This window comes from Armatimonadota bacterium (assembly GCA_029907255.1).
Lineage (GTDB): Bacteria > Armatimonadota > UBA5829 > DTJY01 > DTJY01 > JAIMAU01.
In genome coordinates this window covers 24,316-45,850 of sequence record JARYMF010000001.1, presented here as the reverse complement: position 1 = coordinate 45,850, position 21,535 = coordinate 24,316, and the positions used below count along the sequence as shown (strand labels likewise).

Below are 21,535 nucleotides of genomic sequence, written 5' to 3'. Positions count from 1 at the left end.
ATACTCCTCCATTATTCTGCTGCTGTAATCCTTGCCCATGAGTCTGCTTCAAGTATTTGGGCAAGGTCAGGGTCATAAATAGGTTTGTGTTTTTCCATGACACGACGGACTTTTCGTTCTATATCAAGGAAACCAATCTTTCCCTCTAGGAATAATCCTACTGCCACTTCATTCGCCGCATTCATCACGGCTGGCATTGTGCCACCCTGCTCGGCAGCCCTATACGCAAGCTCAAGCGCAGGATAGCGCGCTGGGTCGGGTCTTTCGAATGTGAGTAAACCCTGAGCCGTAATGTCGAGCCTGGGAAGACCGGTGTCAATGCGTTCTGGGTATAGGAGAGCATACTGAATTGGAAGCCGCATGTCTGGAATACCCATTTGCGCAAGCACCGAACCGTCTTCGAACTCCACCATTGAGTGTACTATACTTTGCGGATGAATAACAACCTCAATTCGGGAGGGGTCTACACCGAAAAGCCATCGGGCTTCGATTATTTCCAGCCCCTTGTTCATAAGCGTTGCAGAATCTATAGTAATTTTGCGTCCCATGCTCCATGTGGGATGCGCTAATGCTTCCTGAATACTGACCGTTTGCAATTGCTCGATGGGATACTTAGCAAAAGCACCGCCCGACGCTGTTAGAATTAGCTTTCTGAGTTTGCTTCTATCTTGACCTTGGAGGCATTGAAATATTGCTGAATGCTCGCTATCAATGGGCAGGATTTGGATGCCCTTCTCTTCAGCAAGTTTTGTGACCAAGCTCCCTGCGGCAACAAGCACCTCCTTGCTTGCAAGCGCAATATGCTTCCCTGCTAGAATAGCAGCAATTGTAGGTGCAAGTCCCACCGCCCCGGCAACCGCTATGACAGCAATATCAGCCTCTGGGTGGGTTGCTACTGTCTCAAGACCTTTCGCACCGCTGTAAATCGCTGGAGGCTTGGCATTTCCTAACAAATCGCTCAATTGGCGAGCATGTTCCTCGGTGCCAACCGAAACAACAGAAGGTTCGAACTTTCGCACTTGGTCGGCAAGAAGTTCAACATTTCTGTTCGCAGCTATAGAAACAACTTTAAGCCGGTCGGGGAGCCGCGAAACTACGTCCAGCACCTGCCTTCCAATTGAGCCTGTTGAACCAAGGAGAGCAAGGTTTTTCACAATGGTTCTATACCACTCCTCCAAACTTACGAATCCTTTTTTGATAATCTGCAATCGCTCGAATGAGGTCTTCCCGTCGGAAGTCAGGCCAGAGAGTTGGAGTTACCCATATCTCTGCGTAGGCAATCTGCCATAACAGATAATTACTGACGCGAAGCTCATTGGCTGTTCGAATCAAAAGGTCGGGGTCTGGCAAACCGGCGGTGTATAGCAAGTTTGAAAAGTAGTCCTCTGTGATATCCTCCGGTGCGATTCTGCCATCGCGTACTTGCCGACATGCCTCTTTAACTGCGTCAAGTATCTCCTGTCGGCCGCCATAGTTGATTGCAAGATTGAGTATCAATCCCGTGTTATTTTTTGTTGCTTCTATGTCTGTTCTGAGTGCTTCCTGAAGGGATTCCGGCAAACCTGAAAATCGTCCTGAAACCTTCAAGCGGACGTTGTTTTCCAATAAGGTTTGAAGCTCCGCCCTTGCAGCCATTTCGATGAGCTGCATTATAACTTCTGTCTCCTCCTTGGGCCGGTTCCAATTCTCGGTTGAGAAAGTATATAAGGTCAGGGCTTTTATCTTGAGCTCACCGCAGGCGCGAACAATCTCATTTACCGTCTTATAGCCTTCTTTATGGCCCATGGTACGAGGCAAGCCGCGTTGAGTCGCCCAGCGGCCATTCCCATCCATAATGATTGCAATATGTTGGGGCATACGGTGGGGATCTAGAGTAATGCCCATCTGCTGCATAACTCGTTCGGTTTCAGTCAAATGCGTTAACCCCTGACGAAGTAAGTGAGTGATGAAAAGTGAAGGAACTCTAAACTTCCATTAACTCGGCTTCTTTTGCTTCGGTAATGCGGTCTATCTGTTCGATATACTTATCAGTAAGCTTTTGAATGTATTCTTGGGCACGCCGAACATCGTCCTCAGATGCTTGGCCGCTTTTTTCCAACTTTTTGAGCTCCTCGTTAGCCTCCCTTCTAACATTTCGCACGGCCACACGCGCTTCCTCAGCCTTTTTGTGCAGAAGTCTTATCATTTCCTTGCGACGCTCCTCGGTCAAAATAGGGATATTAAGTCTTATTACGTGCCCATCGCTAACCGGCGTCAACCCTAGGTCCGACTTGATAATTGCCTTTTCTATAAGCGGAAGAGCGTTTCTATCCCAAGGTGAGATCACGAGAAGCCTCGGCTCCGGCACGGAAATTGTGGCTAGCTGGTTGACCGGCATTGGTGTTCCATAGTAATCCACTGTTACCCTCTCGAGAAGAGCTGGATTAGCTCTCCCCGTGCGAATAGTAGCAAATTCACGTTGGGCAGCTTCGACTGCCCCAATCATCTTCTTTTCGGCTTCCTTCTCCACATCTTGAATCATGACTTTACCCTCCCGACATACGTTCCAATCGGTTCACCCATAGCTGCCTTTTTAATGCTTCCCGGTTTTGTAATGTCAAATACAACTATTGGAAGATTATTCTCCTTACACAACGTGAAAGCTGTAAGGTCCATAATGCCAAGTCCCCGATTGATGGCTTCCATAAAATCTATTGATTCGTATTTTTTCGCGTCTGGACAGACATTAGGATCTCGGTCATAAACGCCATCAACGTCGGTTGCCTTCAAAACTACGTCGGCATGTATTTCGAGAGCCCTCAAGGCAGCTGCTGTATCTGTTGTAAAAAATGGATTTCCCGTGCCTGCCGCAAAGATAACGACACGACCTTTCTCCAGGTGACGCACTGCCCTTCGCCGAATAAACGGCTCGGCGACAGAGCGCATTTCGATTGCTGTCTGAACGCGCGTCATGATGCCAATCTTTTCTAATGCTTCTTGCAATGCCAAAGCGTTTATCACGGTGGCAAGCATACCCATATAGTCGGCTGTTGCGCGGTCAACTCCGTTCTCCGAAGCTTTGCCGCCGCGTATAATATTGCCGCCACCTACAACGACAGCAATCTCAATTCCCAATTCGTGAGCTGCCTTTATCTCCTCGGCCAGGTTTTTTACAACTAGCGGGTTGATGCCCCTTTGGCCCTTATCACCAGCAAATGCCTCGCCGCTGAGCTTAAGCAGGACTCTTTTCCACCTGAGTTTATTTGAACCCATATTTTTAAGCCACCCCTCCCCCAAAAGAAGTCCGAAAAGGATTTTGACGCTCCTCCAGCTATGGGATTGACTTTATGTCAATGGTGCCCCAACAAACTGCCAACGGCTTGCCAATCCCCTTGCAAACCTTATTCCCTATCCTGCAGACCCTCTTGGAGGAAAGGGATGGAATCTCCTAGCCCAGCTCGCCAACCCGGTAGCGGACGAACCTGCGAACAACGATCTTTTCCTTGAGTTTTGCTACTTTCTCATGAATTAGATCGGCGATTGTTTTGGTCTCATCCTTAATGAACGGCTGGTCCATAAGTACGACAGTAGCGTAGAACTTCTCCATTCGGCCTTCTATAATTTTCGGCAATGCCGCTTCAGGCTTGCCTTGGTTCAAAGCCCACTGCCTATGAATTTCACGCTCCTGTTCCAAACGCTCTTGTGGGATATCCTCCCTTGAGATGTATTCTGGCTGACTCCAAGCAATCTGCATTGCGATGTCATGAGCGAGCTGTTGAAACTCTTCGGTTTTGGCCACGAAATCAGTTTCGCAGTCGAGCTCCACTAAGACACCAATTTTTCCACCAGTGTGAACGTAACAAGCAATTGTGCCTTCTGTGGTAGCTTTTGCTTCACGCTTTGAAAGGGTAGCCGCTCCTTTCTCGCGCAGGATGTTTGCAGCTCGCTCCATATCGCCACCAGCTTCTTCGAGCGCTCTCTTGCACTCCATCATGCCAGCGCCGGTTCTTTCTCTTAGTTCCTTAACTTTATCTGCCGAGATTGTCATAAGATTCTACCTACTCTTCCTCTTCTTTTATCTCAATGCCGTATTTTCGTGCGATGCTTTCCGCATCACCAATCTCTTCCTCTTCGAGTGCTTCTTCTCCCATCTCGAAAGCCATCACGAGATCCTCGTCGGCTAACGCTTCGGGTTTCTCCTCACCTTCCAGCTCCTCGACTTCTTCGGCTTCCTCTGCCGCTTCGACCTCTGTCACTTCGCCTTCGGTCTCAACTTGTCGCACTTCGAGGATGGCATCAGCTATCTTACTGGTGATTAGCTTGATTGCACGAATAGCATCATCGTTGCCAGGTATTGGATAAGTAACTTCATCGGGGTCGCAGTTTGTATCTACAATTGCAACCACAGGAATCTCTAGCTTTCGTGCTTCTTGAAGTGCAATCCGCTCCTTTTTTAGGTCGACGATGTAGACAACGCCAGGAAGTTTTGGCATTTCCTTTATCCCGCCAAGAAACTTCTCTAGCTTTGCCAATTCGTCCCTTAGCTTTTTCGCCTCCTTCTTAGGAAGCTTGTCGAGGGTGCCATCCTCCGCCATCCTCTTTAACTCATTTAGACGCTCTATCCTTGTCTGAATCGTCTTGAAGTTGGTGAGCATACCACCCAACCATCGCTGGTTGACCCAGTACATTCCAGCACGCTTTGCCGACTCTTCAACTGCCTCTTGTGCCTGCTTCTTTGTGCCAACGAAGAGCACAATCTCGCCAGCCGCAACGGCCTCTTGGATGAATTGCTTGGCTTCCTCGAAGAGCTTTAGAGTTTGGTGGAGATCGATGATGTAGATTCCATTCCGGCCACCATAGATATACCGCTTCATCTTAGGGTTCCATTTGCGGGTCTGATGGCCAAAGTGAACTCCTGCCTCGAGGAGCTCTTTCATTGTTAGTGAACTCAATTGCCTTTCTCCTTTCGGTTTTAAGCCTCCCCTTTCTTCAACCCTCGGTCCGACCACATAAAAATGGCACCCGGACTGAGGTCCAAAAGGGTGCGAATTTCATGACCTAAGGTCATGGAAAACTAGTATAACATGCAATTTTGGAAATTTCAAGTATCGCAGTGCATAATACAAACATAATTCCTCGGTTTGCAACAGGCCTTCCAAACTTCCTATCGAAAAGCAAGCATTCTGTTTTTTCTTTAAGCATTCGACAAGACAAAACCTCCTTCTTATATAGACCACAGATTGTGATGTCTGTATAATTTCAGAAGGGAGAAAGCGAATATGTTAGACCGCGGTCAAATGCTTAAGCAAATCAAGAACTTTCCTGATTGTTGGGATATAGTGGTAATCGGAGGAGGAGCCACTGGAATTGGGATTGCTATTGATGCAGCATCCCGAGGCTATCGCACTGTGCTCGTAGAGAAGTACGACTTTGGCAAAGGAACGTCAAGTCGAAGCACCAAGCTTGCCCACGGCGGGGTGCGGTATCTTCAGCAAGGAAACATCTCCTTGGTTCTTGAAGCACTTCGTGAGCGAGGACTCCTTAGACAAAATGCCCCCCACCTTGTCCATGACTTGCCTTTCGTAGTTCCACGTTATGATTGGTGGGAAGGGGGATTCTATGGGTTTGGTCTTAAGGTTTACGATATTATGGCTGGCAGGCAGGGATTCGGGCGTTCCCGCCTTCTCTCACATGACGAAACTCTGGCTAGAATTCCTACCATCGAAACGAAAAGCCTTCGCGGAGGCGTGATTTATTACGACGGACAGTTTGACGATGCCCGTCTTATCATAAACATGGCACAAACAGCCGCCGAGCAGGGAGCAATCCTAGTTAATTATGCAGAAGTAACAGGACTTCTAAAATCAGATGGCGTTGTAGATGGTATCAAGGTTGTGGACCTTGAGACCGGCGAAATCCTCGAGATTCGTGGGAAGGTAGTTGTTAACGCCACAGGCCCTTTTGCCGATACAATTCGCCGGCTCGACAATCCGGAAGCAAAACCAATCATTAGTCCAAGTCAAGGCGTGCATATTGTTCTTGATAGATCATTCCTTCCTGGAGACTCAGCAATTATGGTACCGCATACCGACGACGGCCGTGTCATGTTTGCCATTCCATGGCACAATACCGTAGTTATTGGTACTACAGACACTCCGATTGATGATGTTCCCGTTGAGCCAAAGCCTTTTAAAGAAGAAATTGACTTTCTGCTATGCCATGCTGCGCGCTACTTAAGCAAGGACCCAAACGAAAGCGATGTTCTAAGCGTCTTTGTAGGGATTCGGCCGCTAGTGGCTTCAGCGGATGTCGAAAGTACGGCTGCACTATCACGCGACCATGTTGTACATATCTCTCAATCAGGCCTAATCACAATCGCGGGCGGCAAGTGGACAACCTATAGAAAGATGGCGCAGGATGTCGTAGACCAAGCCATCCTGCTGGGAAACCTAGAAGCTAGAGAATGTGTTACCGCCAGTCTTCCAATTCACGGCTTCCATAAGAATGCTGAACGCTTCGGAAATCTAAGCATTTATGGGGCAGACGCTCCAGCGCTTCAATCGTTGCTTAATGAAAAACCTGAGTATGGGAAGCGTATTCATCCTAAAATGCCTTATCTTATAGGAGAAATCGTCTGGGCTGTTAGAAACGAAATGGCTCGAACGGTTGAAGATGTACTTTCTCGGAGGACACGTGCATTGCTTCATGGTGCACGAACCAGCGTTGAGATGGCACCAACGGTGGCTAAGATTATGGCTGCCGAGCTGGGGCGAGACGAAAGCTGGTGCAAAAAGCAGTTAGCCGAGTATGAGAAAATCGCAAAGGGATACATTGTCGAATAAACATCTGTTATTCTAAGAATAAAAGCACCACAGGTATTGTAACACCTAGCAGGAGATAAAGAAACGAAGGAATATCTCGCTCTTCATGCAGTCGAGGTAGAATATCTGCGGCTGGGACGTAAATAAACGAACCTGCGGCAAATGCTAATAGAAATGCTAGCGCTTCTTGGGAAATCCCCCTCGTCCAAAACCACGACACAAGTGCAGCTCCTGGCGTTGCCAAGGCAACAATTGAAGACAGGATAAGAGTCAACTTGCGTGCGTAATTTGCAGCCGTGAAGACGGATACTGAGGTTATACCTTCCGGAACTTCGTGAGCAATTACCGCAACCGCCGCTGCCAACCCCAACTCGTGGGAAACACGGAAACCCGCAGCAATAGCCACACCATCCACAAGGCTATGCACAGTCAACGCTATAAAACCCACAATGCCAATAGCTTCCACTCGACCAATCGGATGATGTGCTGCATGCGGGTGCGCGCGGATGACTACCACATGCTCAATTGCTATAAAAATTAAGAAGCTGATTACCATTGCCGCTCCAGCGATAATTGGCGACCGCTCCACCGAACTTGGGATGAGATGAAGAAAAGCGGCGCCAGTAAGAACCCCTGAGCCAAAACCCATCATTCTAGCCACGGTTTTGCGTCTCAGAGGCCCTCTTGCCAATACCGCAATCGCCCCCGCAAGAGTAGCGAGACCTGCTGTCGTGCTGTATGCAATAAGCTGGATTAACATGATTCTTCCCCAAATGTATTACCCATTTAATGGAATTTTACTAATCTAGGGGGAGAAAGAGGCTCGTTGAAATACTAGCCTTGCTTTTTGCTATTCTTATGGCCTTTGCGCTTCTTACTTTCCTTGTCTTTGAGTTCCGGGAAGAATTCAAAAACAACTTCCTGAATGCTTGCCGCAAATGGAACTGCAAGAATCATACCCACAATGCCAAATAGTTGGCCACCTGCTACCAGTGCCATTAGACTAAGAACAGGGTGTAGTCCAACTGACTTCCCCAGTATCCTCGGTGTGATTACCAAATCGAAGGTTTGATTTAAAGCCACCATTAAAACGCCTGCAAAAACAGCATGCGCAAATGCTCCTTGCTGGTACGTCGCCAAACCCACAAGAAATACAAGCAATGTTATGGTGATGGCGCCTACGTATGGCACAGCGTATAGTACGCCTGCGAGAAGACCAAGGATAATCCCATATTTAAGACCTATAGCCGCTAGAATAACGGTTGTACCAATGCTGTATAGTAGACAAACGATTATTAATCCACGAACATAACTACTGAATACCTGCCCGACTCGTGAAGCAACTTCGATTACTCGCACCCGATATTGTTTCGGCACAATAAGCACAGACTTGCTCCGTATACGCTCCATATCGTTTAAGAAATAAAATGCCGATAGCGGTATTAAGATAAGCCATATTGCTTTCGAGAGGTTTTCTAGCAACCAATGACTCAAAGCTTGAATTGCAGACTTTGTTATCGGTGCAATCCGACTGCTATACCTGCTAAAAGCTTCTTGCAGAGTTGTTGGCAGCTGCAATCTTTCTAGTAGAATCTGATGTTTTTGCATAAATGCAGTAAGAAAATCTTGAAAGCGAGCGTATTGATGCGGGATGTCTCTTGCTAAGTCCTGGGCTTGTTTAACAATAATAGGCACAATGAAAAGTATCCCCAAAACGAAAAGAGCAAGGAATAGGATATAGACTCCAGCTACTGCCGCAATTCTAGGCACCTTATGTTTCTGAAGCCTTCCAAGAAGAGGGTCTAGCAACCAGGCAATTACAAATGCAATGATAAATGGCGGCAGAACGCCGCGAACAGCCAACAAAAATGCACCAGCGAGAACCAACGCAGCAATAACAACTAGTATAAGAAGAACTATCGAAACATAGTACCAAGGCGACGCTTTCATGGTTATACACCATTCAAGTGTAAACTTTCACCAATAGTAGTTACTTTGAAAATATATTGTCAACAAACCGAGTTGTCCTTCAGAAGGAAGAATTGAAGTCCCAAAAGGTGGCGGTTGTATCCTCGCTATTAAACGGATATTAATCGGCGAGAAGCTCCCTGAGCCGCTTTAGGGCTTTTTGCTGAAGACGGGATACGTGCATCTGTGAAATATTCAGCCTTTTGGCAACCTCAGTTTGTGACATATCTTTGAAGAATCTCAGGTAAATAATGGACTTCTCACGCTGGTCTAAACAATCAATTGCCTGGTTGAGGTCTCCGTATCTCTCGATGTTGTCAAGCGAACCGTCTATATCTCCTACAAACTCGGACAAGCTAAGAGGCGAAGAATCGCTTTCATGCTCAAGCTTGCTATCAAGCGAGATTGCGTCATAGGCGTTTCCTAGTTCGATTGCCTCAAGAGTCTCTTGCTCAGTAGCATTCACTGCTTCCGCAATCTCCTGGATAGTTGGCGGTCTTCCCAACTTTTGTGATAGCTCTTCAGCCGCCTTGTTCGCCGCCAGATTCAACTCCTGGAGCCGTCGCGGAACTTTCAGACTCCAAGCTTTGTCGCGGAAGTAACGCCTAATTTCGCCGACTATTGTAGGAGTGGCGTAGGTTGAGAACTTCGTGCCCCGCTTGGGGTCAAAGCGGTCAATAGCGTTGATGAGCCCAATAGTGCCCACTTGGACTAAGTCCTCAATCGGCTCTCCTCGGTTAACAAACTTCCCGGCCAGAAACCGAACCAGGTTTTGGTGCATCAAAACCAGCCGATCGCGGATTTTAGGATCCCTTGTGCGGGCATATTCTTCAAAAAGGGCCTCGGCATCGTCGTCCGTTTGAATAGCGGCTTCGCTTTTCTTTCGTGGAGCCATATTATTTATCCTGCATATTTTACCATGCGAACGAGTGTGCCGCCCTTAGGGGTTTGTTCGATTTGGATTTCGTCAACAAGCAGCTCCATCAGCAAAGCCCCCAGGCTTTGCTCATCTATATTCTCAGGCGAAGCTGCCTCTTCCGAAGGGCGAATTTCAGCAGTAGGAACCTCATCTTCAACTTCGATGGTTAGTTTGGAATTTGAGATTTCGCTTCGTATGTTGATATAAGTATCGGTTTTGGCAGCGTTCTTAGCCCGTTCGACGGCTGTCGTACAAGCCTCGCCAACCGCAAGCCGCACATCCTCCACTTCGTCATATGAAAGCTGCATTCTACTAGCAATCCCAAGAATCGCCAACCTTGCAACGCTGACGAATTCCGGCTTGCATGGTATTCTTAGCTCGACGACGTCGGACTGGCCGTTAAGAGACACTTAGCTGACCTCCTTCGCTTTGAGCGATTTTACCGCTTCACCCTCAGTCGCATATATGTCAAAAATCTTGTCTAGACCTGTAATCTCAAAGATGCGTTTTATCCGCATATTCGGGCATATGATACTTAGGCTTCCATCCCGCTCTCGAAGTCGCTTCAATCCACCAATTAACACTCCCAATGCTGCACTGTCCAGATACTCGACGCCCGAAAGGTTTACTATGAGATGAATTACCCCTTGATCAAGCATTTCAAGTATCCGTTGTTTCAGCTGGGGAGCGGTAAAAACATCAATCTCGCCCTGCAAATCTATTATTGAAACCTTCGAATCAACAGAACGTGTCTCCAGCCTCAGATTCATGTTTCGCCGCCTTTCTTTGGAATCAGATGGCCAAATAAGTTTTTCCCATATTTAGCCCAGTTTACACGCTTTTTATTAGGCTTCGGCTGACTCCTCGCCTTTTCTTTCTAATTCATTCCTCTTCTCAGCCATTGCTCGCTTGCCTGCCTCAATTGCCTGTTGAACCTTTTCACGGGTAGCCTCAATAAGGTCCTTGCTCTTCGAGACAAGCTCCTCAGCTGATGTAGATAGCTCTTGAACTACATCTTGCGCTTTTGCTTTCAGGTCGTCCGCAGCTTTCTTTATATCCTCGCGCGTCTCCGAGCCAGCTTTGGGTGCGAACAAAAGCCCGACTGCCGCCCCAACGATTGCTCCTATACCTATGCCTGCAAGAACGCTGATTAGAACACTTTTTTCCTCTTCGTTACTCACTTCCAATACCTCCTTCGACTCCTTCCTTAGATTTGCGCAATGTTTTAATTCCCTGCTTAATTCCTTCATAAACACTTAATAGACTTGAAGCTGAAGATTTCACCACTCTGCCTGCAACTTCGGCGACATATGCGCCGTCTAGCAAGCATTCGGCTTTTTCTGCAACACGACTTACACGCTCAGCGATGTCAGCTGCTCTGTTTGTGAGTTTATCAATATTCGCCAATGCTGACCGAGCCTCAGCGGCAACAGGGATGAACTCTTCCCGGGCATCTCTTACAAACTTGGTTATTTCCTCACTGAGCTTGCCAATCCTGCCAGCCATGGTGGCGAGAATTATGAAAGCTACTGCAAGCAAGAACAGAGCTATTGACGTAAGCACCACCGCCGCTATAAGTAGCCCTTCCACCAATCGCACCCCCGAATGCCTAATAGTGACATATTTTAGTTAAAGTTGCAATATTTTGTTGCTTCGTTGCTTTCTACTACCCTATCTATTGTGCCACCACCGACAACTTCCTCGCCCCTGTAGCACACCACAGCTTGGCCCGGAGTTATTGCTCTCTGCGGTTTATCAAAGGTTACAAGCGCCTCCCCGTTTGGTAGGGGAGCAAGTATGGCTGGCGAATCTTTCATATTATATCTTATCTTCGCCGTGACAACAATCTGCTCCTGCAGGTTTTCGATAGAAATAAAATTTAAGTCTTTTGCCACTAGCGTGCGGGAATATAAATCTTCATTTCGCCCAATTACAATGGCATTGCGCTCTGGATTTATTCTGACAACATACATTGGTTTGCCCAGGGCAATTCCAAGTCCTTTGCGCTGGCCAATAGTGTAAAAGGCAATCCCTTTATGCTCTCCAATAACTTGCCCTTTCGTGTCTAGAATCGGCCCTGGCCTTGCAATCTCAGGCGCAACCGATTTGAGAAACTCAGGGTACTTCCTGTCTTCCACAAAGCATATCTCTTGGCTTTCAGGCTTTGTTGCGACCGCCAAACCAAGCTTTGATGCCATTCGTCGAGTCTCGTCCTTAGTCATATTGCCAAGCGGCATTAGCGTATGGGCAAGCTGGTCTTGGGTCATGCTATACAGAGCATAAGACTGGTCTTTAGAACTATCAACTCCACGTTTTAACAGCCACCGCCCCCGTGACTCATCGAAAATTATGCGAGCATAATGGCCAGTTGCAATATACTCAGCGCCAAGGCTCCTAGCCTTGTCCAAAAGGGCTTCGAACTTAATAAAACGATTGCAACGAATGCATGGATTTGGAGTTCGTCCTCGCCGATATTCCTCAATAAAATCATGAACAACTGTGCGTGCAAACACTTCACGGAAATTCATTAAGTAATGCGGAATACCTAATTGAAAAGCAACTCGGCGGGCATCATCAATTGCGCTCAGCGAACAGCATGTTCGACTAAACTTTTGCTCGGTTTCGTTTTGCTGCGGCCATATTTGCATTGTAACGCCAATTACGTTATAACCCTCCTCGACAAGAATTGCCGCAGCTACTGAGCTGTCTACACCGCCCGACATCGCTACAACAACGGTGGGACAACGCGAATGTTGTTTGGCTTGTATATTGGATGTGGGTTGCTGGGATAACAGATTGCCATCCATTATCCTTTTACTCCAATCTCCTCATCCGTTAGATAGCACGCTGGGTCGGGAGCCCAAACATCACCAAAAACAGCCTCAGCGCGTACGCGAAAATTCCCATTGCAGATGTCAAGCCACTTGCATGCCGCGCACCTGCCCTTAAGCAACGTCTTCCTGTTTTTAAGACCAGCCATTAATGGGTCGGAGGTGTCCAACCATATCTCACTAAGCTTCCGCTGCTTAACATTGCCGAAAGAGTAATGACCCCAAAACTGGTCAGCATGCACATTGCCCTCATTATCTATGCAACCGATACCAATGCCAGACTGGTTGCCGCCATTTGACTTTAGGAGCTGCAGAACTTCCCCTGCCCGGCTGGAACCTTCTCGGAGCATGCGCATATAAAGGTATGGTCCATCTGCATGGTTGTCCACGGTAAGGATATCCTTTTCTAGCCCTCGCCGGTGGAAATCGGCGGCGCGGTCAATTATAATATCAACCGCCCTTCGCGTCTCTACGTGCGACAGGTCCTCGTCTCGAAGACCCCGCCCTCTACCTGTATATACCAAATGATAAAAACAAGCTCGATTTATTTTGTGCTCCTCAATGAAGTCAAAAATTGCATTCAAGTCTTTGAAGTTATGTCGCGTGAGTGTAAGACGAAGGCCCACCTTCTGCCCAGCTTCAACGCAGTTATCAAAGCCTTGCATCGCCAACTCGAATGCACCTTTTTTCCCACGAAACACATCATTTCGTTCGCCAATCCCATCCAGACTTATACCAACATACCCGAATCCGGCTTGTTCGATTCTTTTTGCTATGTGCTTGGTTATGAGAACACCATTTGTTGAGAGCACAGGCCGAATGCCTTTTTCCCTCGCTAATGCAGCAAGATCAAATATATCCTTCCGCATCAAAGGCTCTCCGCCCGAAAACAGCAAAACTGGCACATGAAAATCCGCTAGGTCCTCTATCAGCGCTCGTGCTTCTTCAGTCGTGAGTTCGTTTGAGTAACTAATGTTCTGTGAGTCAGAGTAACAATGGATGCATTGAAGATTGCAGCGGCGTGTGCAATTCCAAACGACGATAGGTCTCTTATCTAAGGTTGAGATATGTCCTCTCTCATATCTCAAAGAATCGCCAGAGGTAACCGTGCCGCAGTATAACCTAGTAACTCCAATCATTCTTTATTGACTACCTATTAGCGATCTAACCAAACCTTCTATTGTATAGCTCTCTGCAACGACATCGGGCTCGATGCCCAATTCTTTTGCAGTCTGCGCCGTAATTGGGCCAATGCAAGCTACCGTAGTGTTTTCGGGAACGCTTGCTCCGATCAACTTTACGAAATTTTTCACCGTTGACGAGCTAGTGAAAGTTATAATATCGATTTCGCCCTTGGAGAGCATTTCACGAATTCTACTTATCTCCCCGGTTTCATCAAGCTCAGTCCGATAAACACTCACTACATCTACCACCGCCCCTTGCTCACCCAATTTTTCTGGAAGAGTTTCACGTGCTTCTTCTGACCTCGGAAGAAGAATTCGCTTCCCACTAACTTCCTCAGGAAATTCTCGCACAATTGCTTCTGCTATGAATTGTGAAGGCACGAAATCTATGCGAATTCCAAATGCCTTGATGGCTTCGGCAGTGGCTGAGCCTATTGCGCAAATCTTTGGGCCCTTCAGCCACCTGATGTCGTGCCCAAGTACTTCTAGACGATTTATGACGGCCTTGAAGCCATTTGTGCTTGTGAATATAAGCCAATCATATTCTTCGATATGGTCGAGTGCCATATCCAACCTGCTAAAATCCGTCGGCGAAACAATTCTTATGAGCGGAAATTCTATGGGGTTAGCTCCACATTTTCGCAATAGGTCAGATAACACGCTAGCCTGGTCGCGGCTTCGAGTAACCAAAACGTTCTTGCCAAATAATGGCCGATTGTCAAACCACCTAAGCTTTTCCCTAAGCCTCACAACTTCCCCAACGACAATTACAGCGGGGGGTTTAAAGTTTGCTCGCTCTACCTCCGCGCAAATACACTCCAAAGTCCCCATAAGTGTTTCCTGGCTTGGCAACGTGCCCCATCGAATAATGGCAACGGGTGTGGACGGCGCCAGTCCACCTTTGACAAGTTCGGCAACAATTTCTCGCAAGTTTTCCATACCCATAAGAAAAACAAGGGTACCAGGAAAACAAGCTAACTGAGAAATGGAGGAAGTTAAAGGCATTTGACCTTCTTCATGCCCGCCCTTTTGGGCTTTTTCATGGCCGGTAACGACAGCAAAAGACGAAGCGAATTCCCGGTGAGTAACTGGGATACCGGCATAAGCTGGTACTGCAATAGCAGATGTTACACCTGGAATGACCTCGAACTCAATCCCTAGGTTTGCAAGGTGCTCTGCCTCCTCGCCGCCGCGGCCGAACACAAACGGATCGCCACCCTTTAAACGAACTACTGTTTTGCCCTCCAGTGCCTTGCTGCTCAATAAACGGTTTATGTCTTCTTGATTCATTGTATGCGCACCTGATGTCTTACCCACATAAATCAACTCAGCACCAGAGCGCACATGCGAAAGGATTGAGGGATGAACCAAGCGGTCATAAACAATTACGTCCGCTTGTTTAATACATTCTAATCCCCTGATGGTAAGAAGTCCGGGGTCACCAGGTCCCGCCCCAACCAAATAGACCTTTCCTTTGCTTATTGGTCGCAAACGAGAATTGTTTCCTTTTTCCAATTAACATCATCCAGTGTGGGATAATCTAAATTGTAATGCAAGCCACGACTTTCTTTACGCATAAGGGCTGATTTAATGATCAATTCGGCGACAGTCGCTAGGTTTCGAAGTTCGAGCAAGGATGTAGTAAGACGACCAGTCGAATACAGCTCGTTAACTTTATCTGCAATTTCTCGCACCTCAGCTTGTGCCTTTAGAAGCCTATCATTCGTGCGAACTATGCCGACATCTCTCCACATTACATTCCGGAGATGTTCAGTAAGTTCTGCAATTAATTTTTCGCTGACATACTGAGAGTGAACATCTCTTGGGAAATCGGCAACTTCTCGGTCCAAGTCCATGACGCTATTATACGGAATGCCAATTGCATCATCCGCAGCACGATGGGCAAATACCAATGCTTCTAGCAGAGAATTGCTCGCAAGACGGTTTGCTCCATGAACGCCGGTGCAAGCTACTTCGCCAGCAGCATACAGCCTATCAATCGAGGCTCGGCCGTAAATATCTGTCAGCACACCACCACAACTATAATGAGCCGCAGGAACTATAGGAATCCACTCTTTCGTAATATCTAAACCGACTGAAAGGCATTTTTCGTAAATGTTAGGGAAACGCCTTTTCAGCTTCTCAGGATCAAGGTGGGTTACATCGAGGTAGACGCACTCATCGCCACTTTTCTTAAGTTCCGCATCAATTGCCCGAGCAACAATATCTCTGGGCGCAAGGCAACCCATATGATGGTACTTTTCCATGAATGTGCTGCCGTCTCGGAGTCTAAGCACGCCTCCTTCACCGCGCACAGCTTCTGAGATTAAGAACGACCGGGCATCGGGATGGTAAAGCGAAGTTGGGTGAAATTGAATAAACTCCATATTCGCAATTTTCGCGCCAGCTCGATAAGCCATTGCCACACCATCGCCCGTAGCGATCTCCGGATTGGTGGTATGCAAGTACACCCTACCAAGGCCGCCAGTAGCTAGCATGGTGGCTTTTGCTCTGAAAACTGTAACCTCCTCAGTCTCTGGATCAAAGACATAGGCACCTAGACAAGTTTTATTACCATTCTTTTCGATAATTAGGTCAATTGCAAACTCATGCTCAAAAATGCGAATATTCTCCTGCTTTTTAACTTGAACAACTAGAGCACGCTCAATTTCACGCCCCGTTAGGTCGGCGGCATGAAGGATTCTTCGCTTTGAATGACCGCCTTCTCGCCCAAGAGCAAAACGCTCCTCTCCCGTGGGTGTTTTCTCCGTGCTGAACTTGACCCCTAGTTCAACCAATTCTCGAACACGGCTTGGGCCTTCCCTAACGATGGTTTCGACTGCTTCTTTCCGGCAGAGGCCAGCACCTGCAATTTGCGTATCGAGTATGTGAAGGTCGAACGAGTCATCCTCGCTCATTACGCATGCAATCCCACCCTGGGCGTAATTTGTATTCGACTCTGTGTCGCTTTTTTTGGTGACGAGGGCTACCTTTCCGAACTTACTAACACGCAAAGCGAAAGTTAGTCCGGCAATGCCGCTCCCCAACACAAGATACTCAACATCAATCGGCATAAGACATCACCAATACTCCATTCTCTTTATCAATTCATCTGCCCCGCTAGCAAGAAGGATTTCTGCCAGCTCTCGACCAACTTCCTCTGCCTGCTCGGGATCGCCAAAGACTTCCCTACGAATTAGGCAGTCGCCATCGGGACTTGCAACAACCCCCATGAGCCTAAGCTTTCCATTCTCAACAACACCGCAGGCGCCCATTGGAACTCGGCATGTGCCTCCGAGAGCACCAATCATACTTCGTTCGGCAGTCACAGCCACTCGGCTTTCATAATGGTTCAGCGCTAAAAGGAACCCAAGCGCTTCGATGTCATCCTCGCGAACCTCGACTGCTATCGCTCCTTGTCCCGCTGCCGGGAGGCATTTATCTAAAGGAATCTTTTCTACAATCCTCTCAGTCCAGCCCATACGCGCCATTCCGGCATATGCAACGATAACTCCATCGAACTCCCCTTCATCGAGCTTGCGCAACCTTGTATCTAGGTTTCCACGGAGACCAGGAAATTGAAAATCTCTCCGTAAGTAGCTTAGTTGGGCTCGACGCCTCAGACTGTCCGTCCCAATTCGCGCATTTTTTGGCAAATCCATCAGCCCCAGCCCATTGCTGATTAAAACGTCACTGGGGTCAAGCCGCTCTGGGACAGCACCAATGCAAAGACCTTCGGGCAGTTCCGACGGAAGATCCTTCATGCTGTGCACTGCCAAATCAATGGCGTCATCGAGAAGCGCTTGTTCAATATCCTTCACAAAAATCCCTTTGTCGCCAATCTGAGCAAGCGGAACGTTTGGCACTAGGTCGCCCTTGGTCTTTATAGTTATAATTTCAGCTTCAACTTCCGGATTAAAAAGTCTGAGCTGGTCTACAACCCAAGTAGTCTGGCGAATTGCAAGAGCGCTTCCCCTGGTACCAACCCTCAGCTTCCTCGTATAACTAGCTTCCATTTAATCTACCGACAAACTAGAATGAAATGCTACCAATAGAATTATCTCATTCTTGGGGATGCAACGTCAAATGGAAGGAGGAACATGCTAGAAACTGATGCTGAAAATTAAACTGCAGGAACTGGCACTGTTGATATGATTTCAGAAACGATGTCAGCTGTTGAGACCTTGCGGATACGTGCCTCGGGCTTTGGTATTAAACGGTGTGCCAGTACGGGTATTGCAACCGCTTTTACGTCATCTGGCAATACGTACTCCCTGCCTGAAATTGCCGCAAATGCCTTTGCTGCATGCGAGAGATGCAACGACCCGCGAGGACTTGAGCCCAAAGCAAGGTTTGGATGTTCCCTAGTAACCCTGACTATCTCGACAATATAATCCCTAACCGATGGCTCAATGAAAATATGCCTTGTTGCCAACTGAAGCTCGACGACTTCAGATGAAGAAAGAATTGTGCGAACCTTGGTAATCGGATGCTCGACCTCCTGGCGCTCAATGATAGCTGATTCCTCTTCCGCACCAGGATAGCCTATGGAAAGCCGCATCATAAACCTGTCAAGCTGTGCCTCCGGTAGCGGATATGTGCCGTGATATTCAACATTGTTCTCGGTTGCAATTACGAAAAATGGCTGAGGCAGTGGATATGTAACGCCATCAACGGTTACCTGGCGTTCTTCCATGCATTCAAGAAGGCTAGACTGCGCCTTTGGCGTTGCCCGGTTAATCTCGTCAGCCAGGACAAACTGCGCAAAAATTGGCCCACGCCTAAATTCAAACTCGCTGGTTTTCTGATTGAATATTGACGTCCCAGTGATATCTGCTGGGAGTAGGTCGGGCGTGAATTGAATTCTTTTGAAAGTGCAACCAAGGACAATTGCTAGGGTCTTGCCCAGGGTTGTCTTCCCAACCCCAGGCACATCTTCGATTAGGATGTGCCCATTGCACAAGACAGCACATATAACAAGACGAATAACATCCCTCTTGCCAATAATGACCGTCTCAATTTCATCGATTACCTGGCTTATTTTCTGTTCGATTTCCTTCGAATCAACCGATGCCGTTTTCGCCAACTTACTCCTCCATCAATACTCTATCATTGTGTCCGCACAATGTCAAATTGAAACAGCATCAGATAAAACGCTAAGAACTGTAAGCAGCTTTCAATTATTGTTCTTTTTAAAAGCAGCCAAAAGCTAATTGACAGACGACTTGCCTTTTTGCAAAGTTAAGGAAACCAAAAGCGGAGGCGCTGAGCTTGCAGGCACCAAGTTCGTTAGCTGCACAAGGTCAAACGGGAAGGTGCGCGCCATAGAGATAGCCTCCCTTCCGTCGCTGACGACTTCGACGTTGTACCCCGCCTCCATCATCGCTTGTTTTAGGAAACGGGCTACGCTGGGGTCGTCTTCAACTACAGAGTATTAATTGAAGTCTGCCACAACTATTGCATAATTAAAGGGCTGAGGCATGCTGGTTCAACACCTAGCCTTCGTTTTCACCCTCGTTTTCCTCGTCGTCATCCTCAACTCTGGACTTAATGAGCGTACCGTCCTCAGCGACTTTTACCTCGATGGTCTTGCCATCTTTTAGTATCTCAGCTTCGTATATAGTTTTTCCGTTCTTAGTTTCCTTCTCAATCTCCTTGATTACTCCGCCCGAAGCCTGTGCTTTAATTGTATCCTGAACAGCTGGCGGACATTGCTCGAGAGTAACCTGCTCCTCGCTTTCACCCTTGTCGATTTTTCCAGAAAAAGCCAATACTGAAAAGCCCAAGAGGGACACCGCACTAATAGGCACAACCAAAGCTTCTCTCCATGTCATTTCGCAACTCTCCTTTCATGGTCTTGAATCAGACTAAAAACCTCAGCCCCAATGCTGACATAATTATTTTCTCCACGTTTTCTTAGACGCAGCTTTAATAAACCTTAGAGTTTTCTAATTTTCTTGAAAATTGGATTAGACCAGAGGGCTGTTAGGTATTAGCTTTTACGTTTTAAAGCTTTGCACATAGAATAACAATTCAGCATGTTTATCTAGAGCGCATGGTCCCCTAAAATACATTAAGGTTTCGTTTGCTATTCCTGGAAGGGTATTACAAATTGACACCCGTATTTCTTTTCATGTATCTTAGTCGGGAAAAAGCCGAACATAATTGTGATTTATAATAAACAAGGGGTGGCGCTGATTGCCTACCATTAAGGTAGATACGCTTAGCATAGACTATTATGAAGCTGGTAATGGAATTCCTGTAGTTTTTATTCCCGGCATTACTGAGTATAAAGAAGCATTCGTCTTCCAATTTAGAGGATTGCAAGACAGCTATCGAGTCATCAGCTATGATGTTCGCCGAGGCTTAAAGCGCGCGACAGATTACACTCTTGATTTACTCGTCCAAGACCTTAAAGGTTTGCTCAAGGGTTTGAAAATTGACAATGCTGTAATATGCGGTCATTCTTTTGGCGGACTGATTGCCTTAAAGTTTGCACTCACTTATCCCGAGGAAACAAGTGCCCTAATACTTATATCAGCATTTGCATCTCTACCACCATTACATGAGGACCGGCTGCTTGGATGGATTTCATCGGCTGGTCACCCGTTCCACAAGTCCTTGGGAGCAGGATTAAGAGTCCAAATCGCCAAACTTCTGGGAGTTAAAGGACCGAAAATGCTTTCGATGGTGGACGAAGTGTCAGCGATTAGAGCCATAGCTCGCCAGGCGGTAAAGACCTCACGCACAACCATCACCCAGCGACTTCGTATCATTCATAGTACAGACCTGAGCGCTAACTTACGAGAAATTACAGTTCCAACCCTTGTGGTTGCTGGAGCTAAGGACCAAGGTATATTTCTCAAAGCAACCCAACAGTTATACGAAGAGATACCCAATGCTTCACTTGAGGTTATCGAAGGAGGAGGACATTTTTGCTTTCTTACTCGCCACGATCAATTCAACGCTATCTTAGATGAATTCTTAACAAAGCACCTTCAGGAGATGGCATAAACGAATGCAAAATTTGGTAGATACCCACTGTCATCTAAACCACCATGACTTTGCCGCTGACCTAGACTTAGTCCTCCATCGTGCAGAATCTTCGGGCGTCACTAGAATAATTTGCGTAGGATACGACCTCCCATCAAGCATCCGCGCGGTTGAGCTAGCTGAAAAATACAGCCATGTATTTGCAGCGGTTGGCATTCACCCTCATGATGCAAAAACCTTCGAGCCAGAGGTTGAAGCAAAACTTGCCCAGCTTGCCTCCGAAAGCCAAAAAGTAGTTGCTATTGGCGAAACTGGCCTTGATTATTATCGCAACCTATCACCTCGCGATATCCAGCAGGACGCATATCGCAGGCATATTAAACTGGCGCAGACACTTGGGCTACCGCTTATTATCCACAGCCGCGAGGCATGGCAAGATGTCATTCGAATACTCGACGAAGAAAACATGCCAAAACAAGGTGTTGTGATGCATTGTCTCCCTAGCGAACCCGAATTCGCCAAAGCCTCACTTGAGCGCGGATGTTTCGTCGGGATAGCAGGACCCGTTACGTTTCTCAATGCCGAAAAGTTACGCAAGATAGTTGCGGAGATACCGTTGGAACAAATGCTAATTGAAACTGACGCCCCATATCTTGCTCCTCACCCCCATCGTGGGAAACGAAACGAACCATCCTACCTGCCTTTAATAGCAACTTGTTTGGCTGAAGTTAAGGGGACCCCGCCTTCTCAAATTGCTAAAATAACAACCGCCAATGCGACACAGTTTTTCAATATTGGCGCAAGCTAGATTCCTAATAAACGGTTTCTAATAGCGTGGCC

The 21,535-nt window shown here is 47.3% G+C and carries 23 protein-coding genes; 3 read left to right on the top strand and 20 right to left on the bottom strand.

Features of this window, described 5'->3' with window-relative positions; genetic code table 11:
* Positions 1-11: 11 nt before the first annotated feature.
* The 6 genes from QHH26_00220 to rpsB form a co-directional block, all read right to left on the bottom strand.
* Positions 12-1,154, bottom strand: a complete 1,143-nt coding sequence (locus QHH26_00220; GenBank protein MDH7480379.1) for a 1-deoxy-D-xylulose-5-phosphate reductoisomerase — start codon at positions 1,152-1,154, stop codon at positions 12-14.
* A gap of 7 nt (positions 1,155-1,161) precedes the next feature.
* A complete protein-coding gene (locus QHH26_00215; GenBank protein MDH7480378.1) occupies positions 1,162-1,914 on the bottom strand; it encodes an isoprenyl transferase in 753 nt (250 codons plus the stop codon).
* A gap of 49 nt (positions 1,915-1,963) precedes the next feature.
* A complete protein-coding gene (frr, locus tag QHH26_00210) occupies positions 1,964-2,521 on the bottom strand; it encodes a ribosome recycling factor (GenBank protein MDH7480377.1) in 558 nt (185 codons plus the stop codon).
* A complete protein-coding gene (pyrH, locus tag QHH26_00205) occupies positions 2,518-3,252 on the bottom strand; it encodes a UMP kinase (protein MDH7480376.1) in 735 nt (244 codons plus the stop codon). The genes frr and pyrH overlap by 4 nt, the downstream gene beginning before the upstream one ends.
* 175 nt (positions 3,253-3,427) lie before the next feature.
* Positions 3,428-4,027 (bottom strand): translation elongation factor Ts, encoded by a 600-nt coding sequence (gene tsf, locus QHH26_00200; protein MDH7480375.1) that lies wholly within the window; start codon positions 4,025-4,027, stop codon positions 3,428-3,430.
* A 10-nt stretch (positions 4,028-4,037) separates the two neighbouring features.
* Positions 4,038-4,931, bottom strand: a complete 894-nt coding sequence (gene rpsB / locus QHH26_00195) for a 30S ribosomal protein S2 (GenBank protein MDH7480374.1) — start codon at positions 4,929-4,931, stop codon at positions 4,038-4,040.
* 327 nt (positions 4,932-5,258) lie between these two features.
* Between rpsB and QHH26_00190 the strand changes: the two genes are divergently transcribed.
* Positions 5,259-6,821 (top strand): glycerol-3-phosphate dehydrogenase/oxidase, encoded by a 1,563-nt coding sequence (locus QHH26_00190; GenBank protein ID MDH7480373.1) that lies wholly within the window; start codon positions 5,259-5,261, stop codon positions 6,819-6,821.
* A gap of 7 nt (positions 6,822-6,828) precedes the next feature.
* Here QHH26_00190 and QHH26_00185 read toward each other — a convergent pair whose 3' ends face one another.
* The 14 genes from QHH26_00185 to QHH26_00120 form a co-directional block, all read right to left on the bottom strand.
* A complete protein-coding gene (locus QHH26_00185) occupies positions 6,829-7,560 on the bottom strand; it encodes a ZIP family metal transporter (GenBank protein MDH7480372.1) in 732 nt (243 codons plus the stop codon).
* Between the two features lie 74 nt (positions 7,561-7,634).
* A complete protein-coding gene (locus QHH26_00180; protein MDH7480371.1) occupies positions 7,635-8,750 on the bottom strand; it encodes an AI-2E family transporter in 1,116 nt (371 codons plus the stop codon).
* A gap of 139 nt (positions 8,751-8,889) precedes the next feature.
* A complete protein-coding gene (locus QHH26_00175; GenBank protein MDH7480370.1) occupies positions 8,890-9,663 on the bottom strand; it encodes a SigB/SigF/SigG family RNA polymerase sigma factor in 774 nt (257 codons plus the stop codon).
* Positions 9,664-9,668: 5 nt separating this feature from the next.
* Positions 9,669-10,097: an ATP-binding protein gene (locus QHH26_00170; protein ID MDH7480369.1), complete on the bottom strand. Its 429-nt coding sequence runs from the start codon at positions 10,095-10,097 to the stop codon at positions 9,669-9,671.
* The gene (locus QHH26_00165) at positions 10,098-10,457 is read right to left on the bottom strand and encodes an STAS domain-containing protein (protein ID MDH7480368.1); all 360 of its coding nucleotides are present in this window, start codon (positions 10,455-10,457) and stop codon (positions 10,098-10,100) included.
* A gap of 75 nt (positions 10,458-10,532) precedes the next feature.
* Positions 10,533-10,868: a YtxH domain-containing protein gene (locus QHH26_00160; GenBank protein ID MDH7480367.1), complete on the bottom strand. Its 336-nt coding sequence runs from the start codon at positions 10,866-10,868 to the stop codon at positions 10,533-10,535.
* Positions 10,861-11,277, bottom strand: a complete 417-nt coding sequence (locus tag QHH26_00155; protein MDH7480366.1) for a DUF948 domain-containing protein — start codon at positions 11,275-11,277, stop codon at positions 10,861-10,863. Before QHH26_00155 ends, QHH26_00160 begins: the two co-directional genes overlap by 8 nt.
* A gap of 35 nt (positions 11,278-11,312) precedes the next feature.
* Positions 11,313-12,494, bottom strand: coding sequence for a tRNA 2-thiouridine(34) synthase MnmA (mnmA, locus tag QHH26_00150; GenBank protein MDH7480365.1), 1,182 nt, complete (start codon positions 12,492-12,494; stop codon positions 11,313-11,315).
* Entirely contained in the window at positions 12,494-13,657 is a 1,164-nt protein-coding gene (locus QHH26_00145; protein ID MDH7480364.1) for a radical SAM protein, read from the bottom strand. Before QHH26_00145 ends, mnmA begins: the two co-directional genes overlap by 1 nt.
* Before the next feature lie 3 nt (positions 13,658-13,660).
* Entirely contained in the window at positions 13,661-15,217 is a 1,557-nt protein-coding gene (gene cobA, locus QHH26_00140) for a uroporphyrinogen-III C-methyltransferase (protein ID MDH7480363.1), read from the bottom strand.
* The gene (nadB, locus tag QHH26_00135) at positions 15,181-16,776 is read right to left on the bottom strand and encodes an L-aspartate oxidase (protein MDH7480362.1); all 1,596 of its coding nucleotides are present in this window, start codon (positions 16,774-16,776) and stop codon (positions 15,181-15,183) included. Before nadB ends, cobA begins: the two co-directional genes overlap by 37 nt.
* A gap of 6 nt (positions 16,777-16,782) precedes the next feature.
* Positions 16,783-17,718: a hydroxymethylbilane synthase gene (gene hemC / locus QHH26_00130; protein MDH7480361.1), complete on the bottom strand. Its 936-nt coding sequence runs from the start codon at positions 17,716-17,718 to the stop codon at positions 16,783-16,785.
* 107 nt (positions 17,719-17,825) lie between these two features.
* Positions 17,826-18,788, bottom strand: a complete 963-nt coding sequence (locus QHH26_00125) for a MoxR family ATPase (GenBank protein ID MDH7480360.1) — start codon at positions 18,786-18,788, stop codon at positions 17,826-17,828.
* A 409-nt stretch (positions 18,789-19,197) separates the two neighbouring features.
* Positions 19,198-19,536 carry a hypothetical protein gene (locus tag QHH26_00120; protein MDH7480359.1) on the bottom strand — a complete coding sequence of 113 codons (339 nt, stop codon included), beginning with the start codon at positions 19,534-19,536 and terminating at the stop codon, positions 19,198-19,200.
* Between the two features lie 364 nt (positions 19,537-19,900).
* On the opposite strand from QHH26_00120, the gene QHH26_00115 reads away from it, so the two are divergent.
* The gene (locus QHH26_00115) at positions 19,901-20,716 is read left to right on the top strand and encodes an alpha/beta hydrolase (GenBank protein MDH7480358.1); all 816 of its coding nucleotides are present in this window, start codon (positions 19,901-19,903) and stop codon (positions 20,714-20,716) included.
* 4 nt (positions 20,717-20,720) lie between these two features.
* On the top strand, positions 20,721-21,503 hold the full coding sequence (locus QHH26_00110) for a TatD family hydrolase (GenBank protein ID MDH7480357.1): 783 nt from the start codon (positions 20,721-20,723) through the stop codon (positions 21,501-21,503).
* Positions 21,504-21,535 lie beyond the last annotated feature (32 nt).

What these genes read in the sequence shown, in the direction of transcription:
- QHH26_00110 (MDH7480357.1), top strand. Translation starts at nt 20,721, where the DNA reads ATGCAAAATTTGGTAGATACCCACTGTCATCTAAACCACCATGACTTT.
- frr (MDH7480377.1), bottom strand. Translation starts at nt 2,521, where the DNA reads ATGATTCAAGATGTGGAGAAGGAAGCCGAAAAGAAGATGATTGGGGCA.
- QHH26_00175 (MDH7480370.1), bottom strand. Translation starts at nt 9,663, where the DNA reads ATGGCTCCACGAAAGAAAAGCGAAGCCGCTATTCAAACGGACGACGAT.
- mnmA (MDH7480365.1), bottom strand. Translation starts at nt 12,494, where the DNA reads ATGGATGGCAATCTGTTATCCCAGCAACCCACATCCAATATACAAGCC.
- QHH26_00165 (MDH7480368.1), bottom strand. Translation starts at nt 10,457, where the DNA reads ATGAATCTGAGGCTGGAGACACGTTCTGTTGATTCGAAGGTTTCAATA.
- QHH26_00190 (MDH7480373.1), top strand. Translation starts at nt 5,259, where the DNA reads ATGTTAGACCGCGGTCAAATGCTTAAGCAAATCAAGAACTTTCCTGAT.
- pyrH (MDH7480376.1), bottom strand. Translation starts at nt 3,252, where the DNA reads ATGGGTTCAAATAAACTCAGGTGGAAAAGAGTCCTGCTTAAGCTCAGC.
- QHH26_00120 (MDH7480359.1), bottom strand. Translation starts at nt 19,536, where the DNA reads ATGACATGGAGAGAAGCTTTGGTTGTGCCTATTAGTGCGGTGTCCCTC.
- QHH26_00185 (MDH7480372.1), bottom strand. Translation starts at nt 7,560, where the DNA reads ATGTTAATCCAGCTTATTGCATACAGCACGACAGCAGGTCTCGCTACT.
- tsf (MDH7480375.1), bottom strand. Translation starts at nt 4,027, where the DNA reads ATGACAATCTCGGCAGATAAAGTTAAGGAACTAAGAGAAAGAACCGGC.
- QHH26_00145 (MDH7480364.1), bottom strand. Translation starts at nt 13,657, where the DNA reads ATGATTGGAGTTACTAGGTTATACTGCGGCACGGTTACCTCTGGCGAT.
- hemC (MDH7480361.1), bottom strand. Translation starts at nt 17,718, where the DNA reads ATGGAAGCTAGTTATACGAGGAAGCTGAGGGTTGGTACCAGGGGAAGC.
- nadB (MDH7480362.1), bottom strand. Translation starts at nt 16,776, where the DNA reads ATGCCGATTGATGTTGAGTATCTTGTGTTGGGGAGCGGCATTGCCGGA.
- QHH26_00180 (MDH7480371.1), bottom strand. Translation starts at nt 8,750, where the DNA reads ATGAAAGCGTCGCCTTGGTACTATGTTTCGATAGTTCTTCTTATACTA.